Annotated in this window: 12 protein-coding genes and 1 riboswitch; of the genes, 7 read left to right on the top strand and 5 right to left on the bottom strand. The window is 57.8% G+C overall.

The features are described 5' to 3' along the window. Positions 1-9: 9 nt before the first annotated feature. Together CPA59_RS20245 and CPA59_RS20240 are read left to right on the top strand one after the other, a co-directional pair. The gene (locus tag CPA59_RS20245; RefSeq protein ID WP_049854782.1) at positions 10-1,374 is read left to right on the top strand and encodes an AAA family ATPase; all 1,365 of its coding nucleotides are present in this window, start codon (positions 10-12) and stop codon (positions 1,372-1,374) included. Then, the gene (locus tag CPA59_RS20240; RefSeq protein WP_038920383.1) at positions 1,343-1,954 is read left to right on the top strand and encodes a hypothetical protein; all 612 of its coding nucleotides are present in this window, start codon (positions 1,343-1,345) and stop codon (positions 1,952-1,954) included. Before CPA59_RS20245 ends, CPA59_RS20240 begins: the two co-directional genes overlap by 32 nt. A gap of 96 nt (positions 1,955-2,050) precedes the next feature. Here CPA59_RS20240 and CPA59_RS20235 read toward each other — a convergent pair whose 3' ends face one another. Further along, on the bottom strand, positions 2,051-3,505 hold the full coding sequence (locus CPA59_RS20235) for a DASS family sodium-coupled anion symporter (RefSeq protein ID WP_038920382.1): 1,455 nt from the start codon (positions 3,503-3,505) through the stop codon (positions 2,051-2,053). A gap of 299 nt (positions 3,506-3,804) precedes the next feature. Here CPA59_RS20235 and CPA59_RS20230 point away from each other — a divergent pair, with 299 nt between their 5' ends. After that, positions 3,805-5,451, top strand: coding sequence for a Na/Pi cotransporter family protein (locus tag CPA59_RS20230; RefSeq protein WP_038920381.1), 1,647 nt, complete (start codon positions 3,805-3,807; stop codon positions 5,449-5,451). Between the two features lie 57 nt (positions 5,452-5,508). Here the strand turns inward: CPA59_RS20230 and CPA59_RS23235 are convergent, their stop codons facing one another. Next, a complete protein-coding gene (locus CPA59_RS23235; protein ID WP_107760577.1) occupies positions 5,509-6,543 on the bottom strand; it encodes a methyl-accepting chemotaxis protein in 1,035 nt (344 codons plus the stop codon). Positions 6,544-6,747: 204 nt separating this feature from the next. After that, positions 6,748-8,112: a lysine-sensitive aspartokinase 3 gene (lysC, locus tag CPA59_RS20220; protein ID WP_107760576.1), complete on the bottom strand. Its 1,365-nt coding sequence runs from the start codon at positions 8,110-8,112 to the stop codon at positions 6,748-6,750. Between the two features lie 117 nt (positions 8,113-8,229). Next, positions 8,230-8,427, bottom strand: a riboswitch (Lysine riboswitch). Between the two features lie 238 nt (positions 8,428-8,665). Between lysC and pgi the strand changes: the two genes are divergently transcribed. Beyond that, positions 8,666-10,315 (top strand): glucose-6-phosphate isomerase, encoded by a 1,650-nt coding sequence (gene pgi / locus CPA59_RS20215; RefSeq protein ID WP_038920377.1) that lies wholly within the window; start codon positions 8,666-8,668, stop codon positions 10,313-10,315. A 75-nt stretch (positions 10,316-10,390) separates the two neighbouring features. Here the strand turns inward: pgi and CPA59_RS20210 are convergent, their stop codons facing one another. After that, positions 10,391-11,527 (bottom strand): glycosyl hydrolase, encoded by a 1,137-nt coding sequence (locus tag CPA59_RS20210; RefSeq protein WP_049854777.1) that lies wholly within the window; start codon positions 11,525-11,527, stop codon positions 10,391-10,393. Between the two features lie 249 nt (positions 11,528-11,776). On the opposite strand from CPA59_RS20210, the gene CPA59_RS20205 reads away from it, so the two are divergent. After that, a complete protein-coding gene (locus CPA59_RS20205) occupies positions 11,777-12,121 on the top strand; it encodes a DUF4156 domain-containing protein (RefSeq protein ID WP_038920375.1) in 345 nt (114 codons plus the stop codon). A gap of 39 nt (positions 12,122-12,160) precedes the next feature. Here the strand turns inward: CPA59_RS20205 and epmB are convergent, their stop codons facing one another. Beyond that, positions 12,161-13,204 carry an EF-P beta-lysylation protein EpmB gene (gene epmB / locus CPA59_RS20200; protein ID WP_107760574.1) on the bottom strand — a complete coding sequence of 348 codons (1,044 nt, stop codon included), beginning with the start codon at positions 13,202-13,204 and terminating at the stop codon, positions 12,161-12,163. 39 nt (positions 13,205-13,243) lie between these two features. Here epmB and efp point away from each other — a divergent pair, with 39 nt between their 5' ends. Next, a complete protein-coding gene (gene efp / locus CPA59_RS20195) occupies positions 13,244-13,810 on the top strand; it encodes an elongation factor P (RefSeq protein ID WP_012768149.1) in 567 nt (188 codons plus the stop codon). A gap of 155 nt (positions 13,811-13,965) precedes the next feature. Continuing rightward, a complete protein-coding gene (locus tag CPA59_RS20190; RefSeq protein ID WP_022635071.1) occupies positions 13,966-14,319 on the top strand; it encodes a DMT family protein in 354 nt (117 codons plus the stop codon). Positions 14,320-14,430 lie beyond the last annotated feature (111 nt).

Below are 14,430 nucleotides of genomic sequence, written 5' to 3'. Positions count from 1 at the left end.
GGTGGTGAGATGATCCATGAACTTAGCCTTGCCAATGTTGGGCCCGCCAGCACCATGCATCTCACATTTGGCAATCGGCTCAACCTGTTAACCGGCGATAATGGTCTGGGAAAGAGTTTTTTACTGGATATTATTTGGTGGGCGCTGACTCGCCGATGGCCCGCAGAGGTGAATCCTAAACTGGCCGCTGGCAAAAAAGCGCTCCCTGCGTTCGGCCTGGCAGGTGAAGAGGCAAGTATTGCTTTTTCATTTGCCGGTAAGGTCAAGACTGAACGTTATGAAAGCCATTACGAGAGTACCTATGCCCGACGTGAGCAGAGCTGGACTGGCCGTGCCGGTCGGCCGACCAACCCTGGACTGGTGCTGTATGCGATGGCGGATGGCAGCTTTGCGGTGTGGGATCCGCACCGTAATTACTGGCGCACGCAGGATGGCATTGATGTGCAGGAGCGGGTTCCGGCCTATGTGTTAAACCCGACTGAAGTGTGGGATGGTTTGCCGGGTGACGAACGCTCCTGGCTCTGTAACGGGTTGATCCGTGATATTGCCAGTTGGCAAAAAGAGAAAGGCGCGGCGTTCAAACATCTTAATGCCGTGCTGAAGGTGCTTTCCCCCTCGATAACCGAAGTGCTCTCGCTGGGGGAACTGACCCGCATCAGTCTGGATGACGTACGTGAAATACCGACCCTCAGGATGCCTTACCAAAAAGATGTGCCTGTGCTCCATGCGTCTTCGGGAATGCGGCGTATTCTGGCGCTGGCTTATTTTTTGGTATGGGCCTGGGAGGAACACCAGCGAGCCGCCAGTATTGTGGGGGAAGACGTCAGCCCTCAGATTACGTTCCTGATTGATGAAGTTGAGTCTCATCTTCATCCCAGTTGGCAGCGCAGTATTGTTCCCGCTTTGCTGAAAGTGATGGGAAAGCTGAACGCCAAAGCACAGGTGCAGTTGATCACTACCACGCATTCTCCGCTGGTGATGACCTCGGTAGAGCCATTATTTGATGGCTCACGAGATGCATGGTTTGATCTGGATTTTCTAAACGGTGCGGTGGTGCTGGAGCGGCGTGAATTTGAAAAACACGGTGATGTGACCAACTGGCTGACGAGCGAGGCGTTCGATTTAAAAAGTGGCAGACCGCTGGAGTATGAGCGACTGGTTGAGGACGCGGCAAAGCTGCTGAATAAGTCTGATGCATCGGAAAAGGAGCTGGACGCGATGTATCAGCAGTTGCTGGCGGCTCTCGATGTTAAAGATGAGTTCCTGTTTCGCTGGCGGTTTATCCGTGGAAAAAAAGCAAACCCGGAGCAAAATAATAAGAAGATAAAAAAAGGACGCAAAGATGATTCCGGTGGTGTTACAGGCGGAGCCTGATGATTTTGATGTCGAAGTGCGTCAGAGAGGGCATAACTGGTTGAGTAAAAAGGGTATTGCTCTTAATGCACCACCGCCGAAGGCTTCGGATTTACCGAACTATTGGACGCACAGCAATTATTCGCTTTGGGAATCTTATTGCGGTGTCTGCGCCTATCTGGCGATTTATTTTGAGTGGGTGACAGGGGCATCTTCTACCGACCATTTCGTCGCTAAATCCCATAATGCCGGTGACGCCTATGAATGGAACAATTATCGCCTAAGTTCATTGGGGCCAAATCGTAACAAGAATGACTTCGATGACGTCTTGGATCCAATCAGTTTGCAGCCGGATACCTTTGTAATTAATTTCCTGTCGGGTGAGATTAGCCCTAATTATGCGTTATATCCTAACGGTTCGCCGTATGCCACGCAGGCAGAATCGACAATATCCCGGCTTAGGCTCGATAGTCAGGAGCATCGACGGATGCGTACACGCCATTTTGAGAAATATATCAACGGGGATTGGTCGCTTAATAGCCTGAAAGATGACTCCCCTTTCGTGTATGCCGAGATTGTGCGCCAGGGGCTGACTCGTTAATCATCGCCAGCCTGTCATATTCGTTTCGAGTCATCAGAGGCTAAAAAAACACAGGCCGGGTTACCCCGGCCTGTGTTTTTTTGATGCCTGCTTGGCTTAGTAAAGCCCGATCACCTTCCACCACAACAGACCGGCGGACATGAAGATCGCCTGATTGATCAGGCTGATGACAAAGCCGGTACGCCACCAGACGGCGGTGGGCACGTAGCCGGCGCCGAACAGAATCGGGCCGCGGGCGTGGGTGTACTGGGTCAGCGAGCAGTACAGGCTGCTGGTGAACGCCAGCATCAGCGCCATCGGCGCCGCCGGGATGTGCAGGTTAATGCCCACGCCGAGGAACACCGCGTACAACGCCGCGATTTGGGCGTTGCCGCTGGCGAAGAAGTAATGGGTGTAGAAGTAGGCGGCGTTGAGCAACAGCAACACCAGTACCCAACTGGTGTCCTGCATCAGGTGACCGATGCTGCTGCCGATCAGGTCGCCAAACCAGGTAGTGAAACCCAGTTTCTTCAACTGGTTAGCCATCATCAGCAGCGCGGCGAACCAGATCAGCGTATCCCATGCGCCTTTCTCGCTCTTGATGTCTTCCCAGCTTAATACGCCGGTCAACAGCAGGAAGGAGAGGCCGACAAAAGAGGCGGTGGTGGCGTCAACGCCCAGCAGATCGCCGAAAATCCACAGCACCAGCAGAATTACCACGGTGGCCGCCATCAGCCATTCGCCGCGCGACATGCGCCCCATTTTTTCCAGTTCGGTAATTGCCAGTTTCGGCGCGTCCGGCGTATGACGGATTTCCGGTTTTGCCAGCACATAAACGCACAGCGGCACCAGAAGTAGAGAAATCACGCAAGGTACGACCGCTGCGACAAACCAACTGCCCCAGGTGATGGTGACGCCGGCGTTGGCCGCCAGTTTCACCGCCAGCAGGTTACCGGTGTAGCCGGTCATGAACAGCGCGGCGGTGACGTCGTTGACGTTGCCGATACAGGTCACCAGAAAGGTGCCGATCTTGCTGCGGGAGGCGTCTTCCGGTTTGGAGTCGAAGCTGCGCGCCAGCGAGTCGGCAATCGGGTAAATCACCCCGCCGCAGCGGGCGGTGTTGCTGGGCATGGCGGGCGACAGCACCAGGTCGGCGAACGCCAGACCGTAAGCCAGCCCTAGCGTGCGTTTACCCAACAGGCGGATCATTTGTAAGGCGATGCGACGGCCCAACCCGGTTTTGATAAAACCGCGGGCAATCATGAATGCTACTACAATCAACCAGATCAGCGAACTGTTGAGGTCGCTCAACGCGGTCTGGATGGAGGCGCTGGCGCTGGTGTCGCCGGCGGCGTAGGTGAGGGCGAACAGCGTAATGCTGATGATACCGATGGCGCCGATCGGCAGCACGTTCGCCACGATGCTGATGATGGTGGCGACGAACAGTACGGCGGAGTGCCAGGCGGCGGGTTTCAGCCCGGCTGGGGGCGTCAGTTGCCAGAAAAAGGCGGCCACAATCATGATGATAAGCAGCGCCAGCCAGTTCAGGCCATATGCGGTTTTTGTCTTCATCCGTATATCCTTAGCTCAGGTCTGAAGAGGGTGCCGTCGCCGGTGTCGGGCGAAGCGGCTGATGGAAGAAGCATAACGCCAGAAACGTGCCGCGTGGGGGGAAATACGCCCTGTTATTGATTTAGGCCGTGATTTTAAAAAAATTACGCTTATTTACACCCGTTGACCCACTCAAGAACGGATAAGATGTCAGTAAGATGTCAGAATTAAGACCGGGCGCAAGTGGGGAGTACACCGGGCTTGTGGGCGGGAATGCCATTTTTTTCCATAACTATTTTGACTAAGGGAGGCCCAGTTCCGTGTTGACGCTGCTGCATTTATTGTCCGCCATCGCGCTGCTGGTCTGGGGGACGCATATTGTTCGTACCGGGATTATGCGGGTGTACGGCGCCCGTCTGCGGCGAACGATCAGCGATAGCGTAAGCCGTAAGCCGCTGGCCTTTCTCGCCGGCATCGGTGTGACCGCGCTGGTGCAGAGCAGCAACGCCACCGCGCTGCTCACGATCTCTTTTGTCTCGCAAGGGTTGATTGCGCTGGCGCCGGCGCTGGTGATTATTCTGGGCGCGGATGTCGGCACCGCGCTGATGGTGCGAGTCCTGACGTTTGATCTCTCCTGGCTGTCGCCGTTACTGATTTTCCTCGGGGTTATCTTTTTCCTCAGTTGCAAGCAGACCCGCGTCGGACAGTTGGGGCGGATTGCCATCGGTCTGGGGCTGATTCTGCTGGCGCTGGAATTGATTGTGGAATCGGCGACGCCGATCACCCAGACCGCCGGGGTTAAGGTGCTGTTTTCCTCGCTGACTGGCGATGTGATGCTGGATGCGCTGGTCGGGGCGGTGTTCGCCATTGTGAGTTATTCCAGCCTGGCGGCGGTGCTGCTGACCGCCACCCTGACCGCCAGCCATGTGATTTCCCTGGATGTGGCGTTGTGTCTGGTGATCGGTGCCAATCTGGGCAGCGGCATTCTGGCGCTGGCGAACGCCAGCGCACAAGGCCCGGCGGCGCGGCAGGTGGCGCTGGGGAGCATGTTCTTCAAACTGATTGGCTGTATGCCGGCGCTGCCGGCGATAGGTTATCTGGCGGATTGGATGGAGGCGGTGCCGTTGCCGGATGAGGAACGGGTGATTTATTTCCACCTGTTTTACAACCTGGCGCGCTGTCTGCTGTTGTTGCCATTTGCCGGGCGAATGGCGGAGCTGTGCGGCAATCTGGTGCGGGTTGAACCGGATCTCGATCCGCGGTTGCGACCCCGCCATCTGGATGTCAGCGCGTTGGATACACCGACGCTGGCGCTGGCTAACGCGGCGCGGGAGACGCTGCGCATCGGCGATGTGATCGAACAGATGCTGAAAATGTTTCAGGGCGCGCTGCGGGGCGACCGCCAGCAGGTGCGAGAGATCCGTAGACTGGATGACGACGTGGACGTGCTCTACAACGCCATCAAGCTCTATCTGGCGCAGATTGAAAAGGCCGGGTTGCATGAACGTGATTCCCGGCGCTGGGCGGAGGTGATTGAGATGGCGCTCAATCTGGAACAGGCCGGCGATATCATCGAGCGGGTGGTTTGCGATCTTGACGCGCATGCGCCAGATGGGCTGCGCGGTTTTTCGACCGCCGGGCGCGACGAGCTTAATGCGTTGTACGAACAACTGTTGAACAACCTGCGACTGGGGATGTCGGTGTTCCTGTCGTCGGATGTGACCAGCGCCAGACGGCTGCGCCGCGCCAAACACCGTTTTCGTATTCTGAACCGGCGCTACTCCCACGCGCATGTCGACAGGTTGCATCATCAGAATGTGCAGAGTCTGGAAACCAGTTCGCTGCATCTCGGGTTGCTGGGCGATATGAACCGACTGAATTCGTTGTTTTGCGCGGTCGCCTACAACGTGCTGATGGTGACGGAAGAAGAGGACGAAGGGCGGGAAGAGTCCTCGGTTTCCATGTAAGCCATGCTAAGAGCCGGGCGGCGGCGATGCGTTTCGCCGCTGCCCGGCGGTTCATGCCTATACGTCCGTTCGCTGTTCGATCACGCCGTACCAGCCCAGGCCCTGATAGCTTTCGTAACCCGGCGTCAGCGCAAAAGACAGGGTTCGGCCGTCGGTTTTATAGTACCCGGCCGCCTTTCCTTCAGTCCGTAACGGAAAGTGTTCTCCCAGCGGGGTCGCGTCATCGGAACTGGCGATGACGCGCGACGCGGAATCCACAATCAGACAGCGCGTATGCCGCCACTCCTGAGCCGTCAGGCGCACATTTCGAACCACCGTCGTGGCCTGCGGCGCCCAGTCGAAGAAAATCAGCAATACGCCAACCGGGCGGCCATGCTCGTCGCCGTTCTCACGAATCGCCGTGGCGTAGGTCGCTACCGCCGCATTACGTAGCAGCGCGATTTTCTGGATATCCGCCGCCACATAGTCCGTGCCGTTTTTCGTCGCTTTCGCCTGCCGGAAAATAGGCAGGTCGGAGACGTTGCGGCCGGTGACGTCGTAATCCTGCCCACGTCCGTTCGCCAGCACCGTACCGTTCAGGTCGGTAATCCACAGGTCCAGATAAACGGTATAGCTCGACAGAATGACCGATAGCCGATGCGAAGCGTACTGCTTTTCGGCCTGCCCCGGATGAGCGGCGCAGGCGACCACCGCGGTGTCCGTCGCCCACCAGCGCACGTCGCAGGAGCGCTCGTACAGGTTGCGATCGATGATGTCGATCATGTTCAGCGCCTGATCGACGTGGCGCCCGCTTTCATGCTCGTGCAGCCGGGAAATCATGTTGTCGCCCAGTTCTGTCAGCTTTGACAGCGGTCCCGCCAGTTCCTGATTGAGGTCGGTGGTGATTTGGTTAATCAGCGACGCTACGTGTTTAACCTGGCTGGCGACCACCGCAAATCCTCTTCCCGCCTCTCCGGCGCGAGCCGCCTCAATCAAGGCATTCAGGGCAAGAAATGTGGTTTCCCGGTTGATGTGGTCGATATCGGCAATCTTGTTATTGGCGATTTTTCGTATGTGATGACTGAGCTCTACAATTTCACGAGGATTTGCCATGCGTTCACCGCGCTCCCTTTTCCATCCCGCCTTGATGTTTAAACATCGTGTTTTCCGCTGCGGCAGGCTCTGTCGTTTATCCTTTTTTATTGGCTGGGATCATGGAGGCGGCGGCGCTGGCGGACCGCAGGCATAAAAAAATCCGAAACCCGTCTGGGGTTTCGGATTTGCCTGCCGTGGTGGCTTGCGGCCATTTATTTCGCGTTATTCGAACAGATTGCGGTGCAGCGTCTGGACCACCTGTTCGGCATCGCTGGACGGCACCAGGAAGCACAGGTTATGGCTGCTGGCGCCGTAACAGATGAGGCGGATGTTGAATGGTTCCAGCACCCCGAACACCTCTTTACCGACGCCGCAGGCTTGCGACAGCTTGTTGCCGATCAGCGCCACCAGCGACATGTTCTCTTCCACTTCCACCCGGCACAGCGAGGACAGTTCGGTCAGCAGCGCGCTGGACAGCAGGCTGTCGCCGGTCGAGGTAGAGCCGGTGGTGTCCAGCGTCAGCGCCACGTTGACTTCAGAGGTGGTGATCAGGTCCACCGAAATATTGTGGCGGGCCAGAATGCTGAACACTTCCGCCAGAAAACCGCGCGCGTGCAGCATGTTGAGGCTGTGCAGGGTCAGCAGCGTCTGCTTACGGCGCAGCGCCAGCGCGCGGAACAGCGGCGGATTGTCGGTCTTGTTGCACACCAACGTGCCGCCGGCCGCCGGGTCTTTGCTGGAGCCGACGAACACCGGAATGTCGCTGCGCACGGCGGGCAGCAGCGTGGCCGGGTGCAGCACCTTGGCGCCGAAAGTCGCCATTTCGGCCGCTTCTTCAAAGGTAATCTGGTCGATGCGGTGTGCGGACGGCACCACGCGCGGGTCGGTGGTGTAGATGCCGGGAACGTCGGTCCAGATGTCGATGCGGCCGGCGTTCAGCGCTTCGCCCAGCAGGGCGGCGGTGTAATCGCTGCCGCCGCGGCCCAGCGTGGTGGTGCGGCCTTTGGCTTCGCTGCCGATGAAGCCCTGGGTGATGACTAGCCCCTGCGCCAGACGCGGCGCAAGCTGGCTGCGGGTCAGTTCGCCCAGCGCGTCGCAGTCTGGTTCGGCGCGGCCGAAGCGGTCGTTGGTGCGCATGATTTTACGCACGTCGAACCATTCGGCGGCGACGTTGCGCTCGCGCAAAATTTCCACAAACAGCAGGGTGGACATCAGTTCGCCGTGGCTGACCAGCTCATCGGTTAGGGCGTTGGACGTCGCCAGCGCCGCCGCTTCCGACAGGCGGGCCACGTTGTCCAGCATGCGGTCGATCTCTTCACGGATGACGGCCGGCTGGCCCAGCCGGTTGAGAATGGCGTGTTGGATCTGGCGGATTTTTTCCAGATGTTCGGCGCGTTCGACCGGCGGCAAACCTTCCGCCAGCGCCACCAGCAGGTTGGTCACGCCGGCGGAGGCGGACAGCACCACCACCCGTACCTGCGCGTCGGACAGCACGATGTCGGCGCTGCGGTTCATGGCGTCGAAATCAGCGACGCTGGTGCCGCCGAATTTGGCGATAATCAGTGAGTTATCAGTGTTAGCAGACATTCAAAAACCTCGTGTCAGGGGCGTCATTGTCGTCGTCGACAACAGCATTCCATCGTTAAGCCTTGGCACAAGGGAAGAGCGGTAAGCAGGGGGCAAGCGTAGGTTACTGGCTACGGCACACCCAGAAGCGCTCCACCTTGCTGATCGTTCCGCCTTGCGGAGCGATGCGGGTGACAACCCAGGGGATTCAGCCCCTGCGGTCGGCAGCGTAAACACCGTAGGTTACGTCTGTCTCGGCGCCGCTCCCCCTCTGGTATCCTCATCGGATACGGTTCCTCCGATACCTTGCCTGGGCGGCGCTCCTCTTCTGGCTTGCGCAACGGGTGCGCAAGTAGGCTTTTACAAATAGCGGGTAACGCGGCGGCTGTCAATCAACATTGCTGTTGATCAACATTGGTCAGGGGCGCGCCATTTCGCAAGAAAAGGGCTTCCCCGCACGGCGTTAAGGGATACAATCGGGAAAAAGCGGGCAGGATTTCCCGCCCGGCGACCGACTTGTTTTCAAACCTATTTGTTCTCAAACCGACTTGTTCTCAAACCGAAGAGTAGTGTGATGAAAAATATCAACCCGACGCAGACTGCCGCCTGGCAGGCATTGCAGCAGCATTTTGCCGCGATGAAAGAGGTGCAGATCAGCGATCTGTTCGCGCAGGATCCCGAGCGTTTCTCTCACTTTTCCGCCACGTTCGGCGACCTGATGCTGGTGGATTATTCCAAGAACCGCATCACCGCCGACACGCTGGAAAAACTGCAGGCGCTGGCGCGTGAAACCGATCTGTCCGCTGCCATCAAGTCGATGTTTTCCGGCGAGAAGATCAACCGCACCGAAGCGCGCGCCGTACTGCATGTCGCGTTGCGCAACCGCAGCAACACGCCGATCGTGGTCGACGGCAAGGATGTGATGCCGGAAGTGAACGCCGTGCTGCAAAAGATGAAGCAGTTCAGCGAACGCGTGATCGGCGGCGAGTGGAAAGGCTATACCGGCAAGGCGATCACCGACGTGGTGAACATCGGCATCGGCGGGTCCGACCTGGGGCCGTTCATGGTGACCGAGGCGCTGCGCCCGTATAAAAATCACCTTAATATGCACTTCGTTTCCAACGTCGACGGCACCCACATCGCCGAAACCCTCAAACGCGTCAACCCGGAAACCACGCTGTTCCTGGTGGCCTCCAAGACGTTCACCACGCAGGAAACCATGACCAACGCCCACAGCGCGCGCGACTGGTTCCTGAAGGCTGCCGGCGATGAAAAACATGTCGCCAAGCACTTCGCGGCGCTGTCCACCAACGCCAAAGCCGTCGGCGAATTCGGTATCGACACCGACAACATGTTCGAATTCTGGGACTGGGTCGGCGGCCGTTATTCGCTGTGGTCCGCCATCGGCCTGTCGATCGTGCTGTCCATCGGCTTCGACAACTTCGAGCAGTTGCTGAGCGGCGCGCACGCTATGGACCAGCATTTCGCCACCACCCCGGCCGAGAAAAACCTGCCGGTGCTGTTGGCGCTGATCGGCATCTGGTACAACAACTTTTTTGGCGCGGAAACTGAAGCGATTCTGCCGTACGATCAGTACATGCATCGCTTTGCGGCCTACTTCCAGCAGGGCAACATGGAGTCCAACGGTAAGTACGTCGATCGCAACGGCAACCCGGTGGATTACCAGACCGGACCGATCATCTGGGGCGAACCGGGCACCAACGGTCAGCACGCGTTTTACCAGTTGATCCATCAGGGTACCAAGCTGGTGCCGTGCGACTTCATCGCGCCGGCGCTCACCCATAACGCACTGAGCGACCACCACAACAAGCTGCTGTCGAACTTCTTCGCTCAGACCGAGGCGCTGGCGTTCGGTAAATCCCGCGAGGTGGTGGAAGCGGAGTTTGCGGCGGCCGGCAAATCCGCCAAAGACGTCGAGCACGTGGCGCCGTTCAAAGTGTTTGAAGGCAACCGTCCGACCAACTCCATCCTGCTGCGGGAAATCACCCCGTACAGCCTGGGGGCGCTGATCGCGCTTTACGAGCACAAGATCTTCACCCAGGGCGCGATCCTGAACATCTTCACTTTCGACCAGTGGGGCGTGGAGCTGGGCAAACAGCTGGCTAACCGTATCCTGCCGGAACTGCAGGATGACAGCGCCGTCAGCAGCCACGACAGTTCTACCAACGGGCTGATCAACCGCTTCAAACAGTGGCGTGCGTAATGACGGCGCAGGCGCTCAATAACAACAGGCCCCGATTTCGGGGCCTGTTTTTTATGGCATTGGTTTTTTATAGCATCAGTTGGCTTCGACGATCGGCGTCAACTGGCTGCCGTTCCAGATGCCGCCCCGGTTGACGACGCTACTGTCGTTGTAGGCGGCGGAGGCATTCAGATTTTTCACCGGACTCCAGACGTTATTCCAGGGCAGGAAGTAGACGGTTTTGGGGAAATTGCTTTTGATGATGCTGACCAGACGGGCGTAATCAAACTGCTGGTTGGTGGTGGACGGGCCGACCTCGGTTAAGGCGAACGGCTTGTTCAACCGCAACATCTCGTCGTAACCGCTGAGATTGGCCGGGTTGTCCAGATACATATCCAGCCCGGCGATATCCACGTAAGCGTCGCCAGGGTAGAACCCGGTCTTGTCCTGGCGGTTGGCGTCCGGCGCGTACACCCACAGCAGGTTGTTCAGCCCTTTGGTCTGGGTGAAATAGGTGTAGATGTCGCGGTACAGACGGATATACAGGTTCATACGCGTGGTGTCATGGGTGTTGTAGCCGGTGGCGCCCCACCAGAACCACTCGCCGTTCATTTCATGCAGCGGGCGGTACAGCACTACCACGCCTTGCTGTTGCAACTGCATGAGCCCGGCCGCCACCTTGTCCAGAATAGCCAACCAACGGGTGCGCTCCGGCGTTCCTGATTGCAGCACAGCGGCCAGTTGCTCGTTGCTGACCGCTTTTTTCAGCCCGCCTTCGCCGGTGCCGGGATCGTTGCCGGCAAATACCGGGTTGGGCAGATGATGGCTGATTTGCACCAGACCGCCTTTTTTCCAGTAATCGATCAGTGTGCTGTTGCAGCTGTAATCCACCAGATCCGCCTCGTTACCCGCGGAGGTTCGGTCCCAGCCGCGCGCGTAGTCGCAGGCGTAGATGGCCGGATACTGACCGGTACGGGCGGCGATGTTCTCTGCTTCGGCTAGCGAGAAGGCGTCATCGCCGCCGATATTGGCGTAGCCGCCAAATGCGCCGGAGAGCAGGCGGGAATCGCTGCGATTCGGCAGGTGCGCCATCCAGTTGTAGATGGCGCGGGTCGTCGCCATCGCGTTGGGAGTGACTGGTGACACGGTATGGGCGCCGACCTGGCTGATTGTGGCGGTCATCAGACAGGCGGCAAGTGATATCTGGCGAAATAGCTGATACGTCCTTTTCATGCGATATATCCTGTTGGTGAAGGGAAAAGCCTCGGTTGCAACGAATGCCCCGAGGCAGAGCGCGACAATGCTGTGCCCGCCGATGTGAAGCCGGGCGTGATCACAGTCATGGCAACAGAAATTGTTGTCGTTTATCCGGTAATTGCCACCCCGATGGTGGTAACATGAGCCTGTTTTGGCATAAGTTTTCGATTGTCGGGTCGGGGTAGCCCGGCTTCGACCAGTGTATCGACTATCACGGAGAGAAGCATGCGGACTCGTATTCTGATGGGATTGGCTGCTGTCGCCTTGCTGGCGGGATGCAGCACCACCAACGAACTCAGTGCTGCCGGTCAGGCGGTGCGTTTTACCGACAGTAAACCAGCGGCGCAATGCCAGCTGTTGGGCAATATTACTGGCACGCAATCCAACTGGTTGTCGGGCGGCGGTGATGAAGGCAGCTCAATGCGCGGCGCGGCGAATGACCTGCGCAACAGGGCGGCGGAGATGGGCGGCAACGTGATTTACGGCGCGACTACGCCGAGCCAGACGTTCCTGTCCAGCTTCGCGCCGCTGGACAGCAAGATGCAGGGTCAGGTTTATAAGTGCCCCTGATGTCGAAGGCCGCCAGCGTCGCGTGACGCTGGCGGTGCCTCAGTTCTGATTTTCCTGTTGTTGCGGCATACCGATATCCAGCAGCGTCTTGCTGGCTTCGCCGCCGATTTCCCGCGTCAGGCTCGGCACCAGATAGCCTGATACCCGCGTCATCAATTCCCTGATCAAGGTTCGCGCTTCGTCGTCCGGCACCAAAAAGTGCGCCGCGCCCTGTACTTTATCCAGCACATGCAGGTAATAGGGCAGAATACCGGCGTCGAACAACGCGTTGCTGAGTGCCGCCAGCGTGTCGGCGTTATCGTTGACGCCGCGCAGCAGTACGCTTTGATTGAGCAGCGTCACGCCCGCCCGGCGCAAACGTGCCATACTGTCGGTGAATTCCGCGTCGATTTCGTTGGCGTGGTTGATGTGGGTCACCAGCACCACGCGCAGCGACGAGCGCGCCAGCCGCTGGCAGAGTTCGTGGGTGATGCGCGCCGGAATCACCACCGGCAGGCGGGTGTGGATGCGTAACCGTTTCAGGTGGGGAATCTGTTCCAGTTCGGTCAGCAGCCAGTCCAGTTCGTGATCCTTGGCCATCAGCGGGTCGCCGCCGGAAAAGATGATTTCGTCCAGTTGCGGGTGCCGGCGGATATACTCCAGCGCCTGGCGCCAGTTGGCTTTGTTGCCCTGATTATCCTGGTAGGGAAAATGGCGGCGGAAGCAGTAACGGCAGTTGACCGCACACCCGCCTTTCACCAGCAGCAGCGCGCGATTGCGGTATTTGTGCAGCAGTCCGGGCACCACGCTGTGCTGTTCGTCCAGCGGGTCGTGGCTGAAGCCGGGGGTGGTGATGAACTCGTCCTGCGCGGTCAGCACCTGCAACAACAGCGGATCGCGCGCATCGCCGGGCCGCATGCGCGCGGCAAACGCGCGCGGCACCCGCAGTGGGAAAAGTTTGCGGGCATCGCGCCCGGCGGTCAGTTGCGGATGGTTATCCAGCGCCAGAAGTCGCAGCAATTCATCAGGATCGGTAATAACGTCGGTGAGTTGCTGCAACCAATCTTCTCGGGAAGGTATATTTAGGGTTACAATGTGTGCCATTTTTTTGGCTAAGTACCAGTATTAATGTAGAGGGCCATTATGGCGACTTATTTTAGCAACGATTTCCGCTCCGGTCTTAAAATCATGTTCGAAGGCGAGCCGTATGCCATCGAATCCAGTGAATTTGTGAAACCGGGTAAAGGCCAGGCTTTTGCTCGCGTCAAAATGCGTCGTCTGTTGACGGGGTCCCGCGTTGAGAAAACCTTCAAGTCTACCGACTCGGCTGAAGGCGCTGACGTGATGGATACCAACATGAACTACCTGTATAACGACGGTGAGTTCTTCCATTTCATGCATCCTGAAACCTTTGAACAGCATCAGGTTGAAGCGAAAACCGTGGGTGATTCTGCTAAGTGGTTGCAGGATAACGCCGAATGTATCGTTACCCTGTGGGACGGTCGGCCGATCGCCGTTCAGCCGCCGAACTTTATCGAAGCTGAAATCACCGAAACCGATCCAGGCCTGAAAGGCGATACCGCCGGTACTGGCGGCAAGCCGGCTACCCTGTCCACCGGCGCCGTGGTAAAAGTGCCGTTGTTCGTGCAGATCGGCGAAGTGATCAAGGTTGACACCCGCTCCGGCGAATACGTCTCCCGCGTGAAGTAATCTTCCCGGCGCGTAAACTGCCCGTCGGGCGGTTTACGCGTTGCTTTGCCTTTGATATCCCGCCTGAAAAATTCTCTCACACACGCCGAGCGTTGCCTGATGGTATTTTGCGCCGCCTAACGTAATAATGCCGCGTCTTGGTTAAGGAGAGTGCTATGTCCCCACTAATTATCACGGTTTTCATGCTGACCCTCAGTAATGTATTCATGACCTTTGCCTGGTATGGGCATCTTCGCTATTTCAGCGGCCGTACCTGGATGGTGGCGGCGTTGGTCAGTTGGGGGATCGCACTGTTTGAATACCTGTTGCAGGTGCCGGCCAACCGTATCGGTTATCAGGTGGCGTCTGCCGGGCAACTGAAAATTCTGCAGGAAGTGATCAGCCTGTCAGTCTTTATTCCCTTTTCGATAATTATTCTCAAAGAGCCATTCCGTACCGACTATATTTGGGCCGGGCTGTGTCTGCTGGGCGCGGTATTCTTTATGTTCCGCGATAAAATTATGGGTTGACCCATCGCGTAACGATATTTCGTAAAAACAGTCGGCGCGATCGCCGGCTGAAAATAAGCCGGACGAATTGGCCTGTTATTGCAGGAAATAACAATATCAAAACGCTGTTTT

The sequence above is a fragment of the Dickeya sp. Secpp 1600 genome, assembly GCF_003049805.1.
Classification (GTDB): domain Bacteria; phylum Pseudomonadota; class Gammaproteobacteria; order Enterobacterales; family Enterobacteriaceae; genus Dickeya; species Dickeya fangzhongdai.
Note: the sequence above shows the minus strand (reverse complement) of the source record. Positions and strands in the feature narration are given on the sequence as shown.

Excerpts from the sequence above, each read along its gene's own strand:
- CPA59_RS20205 (WP_038920375.1), top strand. The coding sequence starts at position 11,777 with ATGCGGACTCGTATTCTGATGGGATTGGCTGCTGTCGCCTTGCTGGCG.
- pgi (WP_038920377.1), top strand. The coding sequence starts at position 8,666 with ATGAAAAATATCAACCCGACGCAGACTGCCGCCTGGCAGGCATTGCAG.
- CPA59_RS20245 (WP_049854782.1), top strand. The coding sequence starts at position 10 with ATGATCCATGAACTTAGCCTTGCCAATGTTGGGCCCGCCAGCACCATG.
- epmB (WP_107760574.1), bottom strand. The coding sequence starts at position 13,204 with ATGGCACACATTGTAACCCTAAATATACCTTCCCGAGAAGATTGGTTG.
- CPA59_RS20240 (WP_038920383.1), top strand. The coding sequence starts at position 1,343 with ATGATTCCGGTGGTGTTACAGGCGGAGCCTGATGATTTTGATGTCGAA.
- CPA59_RS23235 (WP_107760577.1), bottom strand. The coding sequence starts at position 6,543 with ATGGCAAATCCTCGTGAAATTGTAGAGCTCAGTCATCACATACGAAAA.
- CPA59_RS20210 (WP_049854777.1), bottom strand. The coding sequence starts at position 11,527 with ATGAAAAGGACGTATCAGCTATTTCGCCAGATATCACTTGCCGCCTGT.
- efp (WP_012768149.1), top strand. The coding sequence starts at position 13,244 with ATGGCGACTTATTTTAGCAACGATTTCCGCTCCGGTCTTAAAATCATG.
- lysC (WP_107760576.1), bottom strand. The coding sequence starts at position 8,112 with ATGTCTGCTAACACTGATAACTCACTGATTATCGCCAAATTCGGCGGC.
- CPA59_RS20235 (WP_038920382.1), bottom strand. The coding sequence starts at position 3,505 with ATGAAGACAAAAACCGCATATGGCCTGAACTGGCTGGCGCTGCTTATC.
- CPA59_RS20190 (WP_022635071.1), top strand. The coding sequence starts at position 13,966 with ATGTCCCCACTAATTATCACGGTTTTCATGCTGACCCTCAGTAATGTA.